5 protein-coding genes and 1 pseudogene are annotated in these 6,915 nt (G+C 66.3%); all 6 read left to right on the forward strand.

The genetic code is table 11. The features are described 5' to 3' along the window. A partial coding sequence (locus J7E96_RS27790; protein WP_215135033.1) for a hypothetical protein occupies positions 1-299 on the forward strand: 299 nt, incomplete at its 5' end. Positions 300-625: 326 nt separating this feature from the next. Continuing rightward, positions 626-2,704: a DUF262 domain-containing protein gene (locus tag J7E96_RS27795; protein WP_215135035.1), complete on the forward strand. Its 2,079-nt coding sequence runs from the start codon at positions 626-628 to the stop codon at positions 2,702-2,704. Positions 2,705-2,810: 106 nt separating this feature from the next. Further along, on the forward strand, positions 2,811-3,596 hold the full coding sequence (locus J7E96_RS27800; RefSeq protein ID WP_215135037.1) for a hypothetical protein: 786 nt from the start codon (positions 2,811-2,813) through the stop codon (positions 3,594-3,596). A 590-nt stretch (positions 3,597-4,186) separates the two neighbouring features. Next, positions 4,187-5,563: an IS1380 family transposase gene (locus tag J7E96_RS27805; protein ID WP_215135039.1), complete on the forward strand. Its 1,377-nt coding sequence runs from the start codon at positions 4,187-4,189 to the stop codon at positions 5,561-5,563. A gap of 285 nt (positions 5,564-5,848) precedes the next feature. Beyond that, positions 5,849-6,577 carry a DUF4839 domain-containing protein gene (locus tag J7E96_RS27810; protein ID WP_215135041.1) on the forward strand — a complete coding sequence of 243 codons (729 nt, stop codon included), beginning with the start codon at positions 5,849-5,851 and terminating at the stop codon, positions 6,575-6,577. Positions 6,578-6,752: 175 nt separating this feature from the next. After that, a pseudogene (locus J7E96_RS27815) lies at positions 6,753-6,884 on the forward strand (IS5/IS1182 family transposase); the annotation flags it as partial. Positions 6,885-6,915: the final 31 nt, after the last annotated feature.

Here is a 6,915-nt window from a genome sequence, read left to right on the forward strand (position 1 = left end):
CGACCATCCAAAACAGTCACGATATGGAAGCGAATCCCGGTGGCTTCGACGACGGAGGGTCTCCCGCTGAAGAAGAGGCCATTTCCGAGCCCGAGCCCATCGTGGACTACAGCGGTAGTGGTGGCGACGATGACCCTCAGCTCAGTTGGAAAGAGTTGGCCATCGGCGGGGCCGTAGTAGGCGCTATTCTCATCGCTCCTCATGTCAAGCCTTTCTGGGACAACAAGGTGAAACCTGTTGCGAAGAAGCTGCGGGACAGATTGGCGAAACAGGAGGCCATCGAGCCCGCCGAGTCCTGACGCTCATTCGTGCTGGGCTGCCGAGGGTGGCGACGACCCATGTCGCACGCTGTGGCCGTGCGCGGGCAGGATGGTGGCCCGAGTGCCGGTTGGTCAACGCGAGTACCGGCATCCAGGCCGGGAGGTTGCGTGTGATCTGCGCGATCTCGAGCCGGACACGGTTGTGCGCGGTGTGCTTCAGGGGCAGCTTCCGTAGGTCGGTGGAGCGGGGGGGCCACTGGTTGCGGGGTTGACGCTAGTCCCTGAATCGGCCGAGAGGACCTCAATGGCAGGTACTCGGCTCGTGTGACCAGCCCCTATTGGAGGACAGTGTGGAAGCGAAATCGATGACCCTGCGCGATCTGTTCGGGCCGGACCGGCGACTCGTCGTGCCGGTCTTCCAGAGGCCGTACGTCTGGACGGAGGACCGGAACTGGCGCCCGCTGTGGGAGGACGTCACCGCTCTGGTCCACCAAAGAATGGCGGATGAGGAAGTTCATCCGCACTTTCTTGGTGCGGTCGTGCTGGATCAGTTGCTGACACTCACGGGGTCGATGCCTGCCAGACAGGTCATCGACGGACAGCAGAGGCTGACAACACTTCAGGTTCTCCTTGCCGCGGTCCGCGATGTCGCACGGGAGCTCGATGTCCAGGACAGGTACGTACGTGCGCTCGTCAAACTGACCGCCAACGACGACGACATGACCGACGACCCGCATGCTGCCTACAAGGTGTGGCCTACCAACATTGACCGTGACTCGTTCCGCATGGTCATGGACGGTCGGCTCCGGCGGCCCGTCGACGTCGCATTCCCCGTCACTCCGGGCGCCTCGGCGATCGTCCAGGCGTACTGGTTCTTTCGCAACCGCACGGTCGAGTGGGCACAAGAGCTGAACTACGAAAGCAGGCTGGACAAGGGCTTTGATGCCTTGGTGCGCGTGCTTCGTGACAAGTTCGAGTTGGTCGTTATCGATCTCAAGCCCGAGGACAACGCCCAGGTCATCTTCGAGGCTCTGAACGACCGAGGCACCCCGTTGCAGGCCTCCGACCTGGTCAAGAACCTGGTCTTCCAGCAGGCGGAGGAGCAAGGGCTTCCGGTGGAGGAGCTGTACAGGGACCTGTGGGCGCAGCTGGAGACGCCTGACTGGCGCAAGGAGGTGCGGCAGGGAAGGCTGAAGCGGCCTCGCCTGGACGTCTTCCTCATGCAGTACCTGACGGGTGAACTCGCCGAGGAGGTGATGGCTCCCGAGCTCTTCCTGACCTTTCGCAGGTACGTCAAGGCCGCTGATATGGGCCTGGTTAATCTGATGAGGCGCTTGGTGGAGCGGGCAGGTGCCTACCGACGGCTCACGGCCGAGGAACAGCCGCTGACACCGGAAGGCCGCTTTCTGCGCACTGTTGGTGTTCTGGACGCCAACACCGTGATGCCCGTGCTCCTGTGGCTGGTGAGCCGTTTCGACGAGGACGACCGGGCCGGCGCGGTGGCCACCCTGGACTCCTACCTGGTGCGACGCACCGTCTGCCGCCTGACGACGAAGAACTACAACCGGCTCTTCCTGGAACTGCTCAAGGAGCTGAAGGCGAAGGACGACCCGTCGGTCGTGGCGGACTTTCTGCTCCGACAGGAAACCGACTCCGGGTTCTGGCCCCGCGATCGCGATATCCGAGATGTCTTTCGGTCCCAGCCGTTGTACAAGCAACTCACGCGGACCCGGATGCGGCTGCTGCTGGCCGAGTTGGAGGACTCGCTGTATTCGGGCAAGACCGAGCGACAGGTTCACAACGGGGAGTTGACGATCGAGCACCTACTGCCCCAGGCCTGGGAGGAACACTGGCCGCTTCCCGAGGGCGGAGGCCGCGGAAGCGTCGAGGTTCATGAGCGCAGGCAGTCCCTCCTCCACACCGTGGGAAACCTGACTCTGCTCACCGGCAGACTGAACACATCGGTTTCCAATGGTCCCTGGGAGCGCAAGAGATCCGACATCCTCGTGCACAGTGCACTTTCGTTGAACCGTTCCCTGCCTGCTCAGTGGGACGAGGAGACCATCCTGGCCCGGGCTGACCATCTGTCCGAGGCGTTCTCCCGGCGCTGGCAACGCCCGGATGGAGGCGCGCCCACCTTCTCGGTTGCAGGCTTCCCGGCACCCCGGCTGGGGGCGAGGGAGGCTACCCCCGTCGGTAGGCCGGCGACGGTTCAGATGCCTCGGTCCCGGCGCGATGTCGCCCGCCACATGCGAGAGGCCTTCGCCGGTCTCCCGGTCGGGAGCGTCCTGGCGGTTTCCCAGATAGTGGCGATCCCCACAAGCCAGTACGAGGCCGGTGAGATCAGCCCCGGCGCTGTGGCCGCCAGACTTCGTGCTGACAACGTTCCTGGTATCCGGGCCGTACCTGGTTCCAGCCCACTTTCCGCCCGCAAGACCAGCTGAACCGTCCCGCACTTGTGCGGGGTGCACTTCCTCGGGACAGAATCCGTCACGAATTGGTGATGCCTGCTGTCACGGCGAACTGGTGGAACCAAAGGAGAGGGTTCGGATGGGATGGCGAGAGGGCGCCGGGGAACTGGACGCGCGGATGCTTGAGCGTCCGCTTCCTTCGGATGCAGTGGGAAATCTGGGAGCCTGGCTGGCCGGAGACGGGGCGCCGTACGCGGACGGGACCGGCGAGCACGCCGTTCGCTACATCCCGGGGTTCTGGGCCGGCATCCGGCCGTGGCCCCCGGGGTTGGCTGAGCAGGTCGGACGTAAGCCAACTTCGCTGAGCCGGGCGCAGGTGCTGGCGGTGGCCCGGACTGGGGCAGCAACGGCGAGCTGGACCGAGACACTCGTCGCCAGCTACGTCTGGGGACAGGGTGACATCGGCTACGGGGCCCACCGGCTGGGTGAGATCCTGCGCCCAGCGCCGGTTGAGGCGGTGCTGGCACAGGCTATTGCGCTGCTGGCGACCGATGGCGCCGTGGCCGGCTACCGCAGGCTGAGCGGCGCGATCGCAGGCCTTGGACCGGCGTTCTTCACCAAGTTCATCTACTTCGCCGGCGGCGCCGTAGTGGATGCGCCGGGGCCGCGCCCGCTCATCCTCGACCAGCGCATAGCTCGTGTTCTGCGCGCGTACACGAGACGACTGGGGGAGGAGATCGGGCTTGAGGAACCCGCGAAGCTCGCTGCCTGGCTGTGGAGCGACGGCGGGTGGACCCCGCACCGCTACGACGTATACCTGAGATGGGCACACGGCGCCACCGGGCAGCTGGCCGGGTCCACGCACTGGCCGCTCGCTCCCGACCTACTGGAATTGGCACTGTTCAGCGGCGCATGGACCCCGTAGAAGGCCCCCGGGCCGTCCTCCGATTCGGCGGCGCCGCGTCCGCCGCCCCTTTGGGCCCGGCCCCATGACCAATACTCCCGGACCGCCGTCACGAGGACGCCTGCCGCCAGGTGGTGCGTGCAAACCTGGCGGTCGAGACGTTTCCCGCCGGGTACCGCCCACCGAACGTGCCGAATGCGCAGGGCCAGGACGAGACGACGGTGCACGCCATGCCGGTGCAGTCGTCAGTCCAGCTCAACGGGAGCTGACGCCGGGCAGTCTTGGATGAAGTGCGAGACGAGGTCCGCGAGGCTGACAGGGGGATTATCCTCGAAGTCCTGCGGACATCGGTGATGGTCCACCAGCGCCAGGCACGAATCGCATCCGGTTGGGTGGCAAGTGCGAGATTAACGGTGGACGGCGCCACAACCGTCACACAGTAGCGTTCGATCTGGCGAGCCGGCTTGCCCCCGACCGAGTGCTCCTTAGCCTCGCGCTTTCGCGAGTGCGGGTGTCCGAGACTTGATCAAATAAGCGAGGAGTGCCTCTGACCTGGAACGATGGGACTTGTCTAGGGTCCTGATCGTTCTCAAGAAAGCTGCACTCCTCAGGTGAAGAAGAGTACCGGGTCGTACCCCCGAGCCCGTGTCGAGGGCGGTGGCCGCGGGGTGGTTTCGCAGGCCGGGGCCGTGCTGCTGGTGGAGACGGTCCGCAAGACCGGCCTGGACAGCGTGATGTCGGACGCGTTGGCGCCGTGGCGCAGGGCGCGGACGGTGCATGATCCGGGCAGGATCCTGCTCGATGTGGCGCTCGCGGTGGCGCTGGGCGGGGATTGCCTGTCCGATGTCGCCATGCTGCGGGCCGAGCCGGCGGTGTTCGGACCGGTGGCCTCCGACCCGACGGTCTCCCGCCTCATCGACACGCTCGCCACGAGCGGGAAGCGCGCGCTGACCGCGATCCGCCGGGCCCGCGCCCAGGTCCGCGAACACGTCTGGGCGTTGGCCGGTGATGCCGCCCCCGACCAGGGCGGACAGGTGATCGTGGACCTGGACGGGGTGCTGGTGATCGCGCACTCGGACAAGCAGGACGCCGCGGCAACCTGGAAGCGGACGTTCGGCCACCATCCGATCATGGTGTTCGTCGACCACGGGTCGGGCGGGGCCGGTGAGCCGGTGGCCGGCCTGCTGCGAGCGGGGAACGCGGGCAGCAACACCGCCGCCGACCACATCACCGCCACCCAGATGTCCCTGGCCCAGCTCCCGAAGAGGTACCGGCGCGGGCGCCGCACCCTGATCCGTACCGACTCCGGCGGCGGCACTCACGAGTTCGTCAACTGGCTCGCGGCGCGGGGCCGGTGGCTGTCGTACTCGGTCGGCATGACCATCACCGACGCCATCCACCAGGCTGTCCTTCAGGTCCCGGCCACTGCCTGGACGCCGGCGGTCGAGCCCGGCGGCGAGGTCCGCGATGGCGCCTGGGTGGCCGAGATCGGCGGGGACTGCCTGCAGGGGTGGCCGAAGGGGATGCGGCTGATCGTCCGCAAGGAACGCCCGCACCCCGGAGCCCAACTCCGCTTCACCGACGCCGACGGCATGCGCCTGACCTGCTTCGCCACCAACACTCCCGGCACCGCGATCGCCGGGCTCGAACTGCGCCACCGCCAGCGTGCCCGCTGCGAGGACCGCATCCGAGACGCCCGCTCCACCGGCCTGCGCAACCTCCCCCTGCACGGCTTCGCGCAGAACCAGATCTGGCTGGAGATCGTCCAGCTCGCCCTGGACCTGCTGGCCTGGATGCCGATGCTCGCCCTGACCGGCAGGACCCGCCGCTGGGAACCGAAGAAGCTTCGCCTCCGCCTGTTCTCCGCCGCCGCACAACTCATCACTACCGGCCGCCGCCGCTACCTCCGCCTCGCGGCGCACTGGCCCTGGACCGACGTGATCAGCGCAGCGGCCGACCGGCTCCACGCCCTGCCGAACCCCGGCTGACCAGCACCTTCGAGTCCCTCCAAGCAGCATCACCCCACCGGAGCAGTGGAACCCGGCGCCCACCCGACGCGACAGCCGGGCCACCACCATTCCCACAACCAACCCGCAACAGCGAAACGGCCCGACGGAAGAACCGACGGACCGTCATGCAAGATCGAGGTTAGTCCGAATCGCAAGCTCGGAGCCGAGGTTGACGTCGGTGATGCCGAGTTCCTCGCGGAGTCCCCTTATGCTCGCGAGGCAGTTGGTATGAACAGTCCATTTGGGGGGGGGGCGCGGAGCCGCATGGCCAACGAGATCAAGTACGAGTACAAGACCGTGCAGACAGTTCGCGGCACCGACGGTTTGGTGATCTCGAAGATGGAGAAGGATGGCTGGGAGCTCGTTGCACAGGCCCAGGGCATGCTTCGCTCCACCCTCAACTTCCGCCGGCCGAAGAAGCCGCAGCCGTGGCTCCTGATCGGCTCGGCGGCCGCCGTCTTCGTGATCCTGGCCATCGTCATCGGCGCTGCCTCTGCACTCAGTGACGGAGACGGGAAGAAGGACGAGCCAGACAAGTCGATGGCCGCTGCGAGCGAGAAGCCTTCGGCGACGGCGACGCCGACCGCAGCCGAGTCGGCTGCCACTGAGGTGATCACGTCTGAGAACAACCCGGAGTTCGCGGCGCTGTTGCTGACGGAGGACACGTGCGGGGAAGCGAACCTGGATTTCGCGACCAGGTATGAGGGCCAGACGGTCGCGTTCAACGGCTCGATCAGGCACATGGCGCCCCACGGTGACTACAAGACCCGCTACGACTTCCTTCTGGGCCAAGGCGACGAGGGACCGAACACGACGGTCGGCCCGGCCTTCAAGTACGAGGACGTGAACACCGGGAACCTGAACCTAACCGGCAAGAAGGTCCCCGCCACCGTCGGCGTAGGCGACAAGTTCCGCTTCATTGCGGAGGTACGCGAATTCAAAGCGGCCCAGTGCCTCTTCTTCCTCGCCCCGGTCTCGACGGAAGTCCGGTAGTTGAGATGGGCAGCCGCGTCATCACGGTCAGGGTGCCCGGCCATTTACTCAGCGGTGATCACTTCCTGATTCCGTTGAGTACGAGGGCGGCATGGGTGATGTCGCTGATCCGGCTCGGACCGAGGGCGACCTGCTGCAGGGTGTGCCAGCGTTGCTTGAGTTCGGCGGGGGCGGTTCGCTGTCCTGGCTGACCGGCTACCGCAGACTCAACCACCGCTACGAATGCCGCCCCCGCAACTACCTGGCCTTCCTCGGACTCGCCGCCGTCCTCTGCTGCTACAGAGGACTCGTCCGACTCACCACATAAAGCACGGCCTTAGGCGCAATGCTGGTGATTT

Origin of the sequence: Streptomyces sp. ISL-96, from assembly GCF_018614035.1 — a bacterium.
GTDB lineage: Bacteria > Actinomycetota > Actinomycetes > Streptomycetales > Streptomycetaceae > Streptomyces.

Excerpts from the sequence above, each read along its gene's own strand:
- J7E96_RS27810 (WP_215135041.1), top strand. The coding sequence starts at position 5,849 with ATGGCCAACGAGATCAAGTACGAGTACAAGACCGTGCAGACAGTTCGC.
- J7E96_RS27795 (WP_215135035.1), top strand. The coding sequence starts at position 626 with ATGACCCTGCGCGATCTGTTCGGGCCGGACCGGCGACTCGTCGTGCCG.
- J7E96_RS27800 (WP_215135037.1), top strand. The coding sequence starts at position 2,811 with ATGGGATGGCGAGAGGGCGCCGGGGAACTGGACGCGCGGATGCTTGAG.